The organism is Vibrio sp. qd031, from assembly GCF_002100145.1.
Lineage (GTDB): Bacteria > Pseudomonadota > Gammaproteobacteria > Enterobacterales > Vibrionaceae > Vibrio.
In genome coordinates, this window is sequence record NZ_JXQD01000007.1 from 1 (window position 1) to 931 (window position 931).

The window sequence follows — 931 nt, forward strand, 5'->3', positions numbered from 1 at the left end:
TAATGGGTCAGCGACTTATATTTAGTAGCAAGGTTAACCGTATAGGGGAGCCGTAGGGAAACCGAGTCTTAACTGGGCGTCGAGTTGCTAGGTATAGACCCGAAACCAGGTGATCTAGCCATGGGCAGGTTGAAGGTTGAGTAACATCAACTGGAGGACCGAACCGACTAATGTTGAAAAATTAGCGGATGACTTGTGGCTAGGGGTGAAAGGCCAATCAAACCTGGAGATAGCTGGTTCTCCCCGAAAGCTATTTAGGTAGCGCCTCGGACGAATACCACTGGGGGTAGAGCACTGTTAAGGCTAGGGGGTCATCCCGACTTACCAACCCTTTGCAAACTCCGAATACCAGTGAGTACTATCCGGGAGACACACGGCGGGTGCTAACGTCCGTCGTGGAGAGGGAAACAACCCAGACCGCCAGCTAAGGTCCCAAAGTATAGCTAAGTGGGAAACGATGTGGGAAGGCTTAGACAGCTAGGATGTTGGCTTAGAAGCAGCCATCATTTAAAGAAAGCGTAATAGCTCACTAGTCGAGTCGGCCTGCGCGGAAGATGTAACGGGGCTAAGCTATACACCGAAGCTGCGGCAATAACTTTTAGTTATTGGGTAGGGGAGCGTTCTGTAAGCCGCTGAAGGTGGACTGTAAGGTCTGCTGGAGGTATCAGAAGTGCGAATGCTGACATGAGTAACGATAAAGGGGGTGAAAAACCCCCTCGCCGGAAGACCAAGGGTTCCTGTCCAACGTTAATCGGGGCAGGGTAAGTCGACCCCTAAGGCGAGGCCGAAAGGCGTAGTCGATGGGAAACGGGTTAATATTCCCGTACTTCTTACAATTGCGATGGGGGGACGGAGAAGGCTAAGTGGGCCTGGCGACGGTTGTCCAGGTTTAAGTATGTAGGCTGATTTCTTAGGTAAATCCGGGAAATCA

At 51.2% G+C, this 931-nt stretch carries 1 rRNA gene; it reads left to right on the top strand.

The window, feature by feature from the left end:
* A 23S ribosomal RNA gene (locus ST37_RS04685) occupies positions 1-931 on the top strand; the annotation flags it as partial.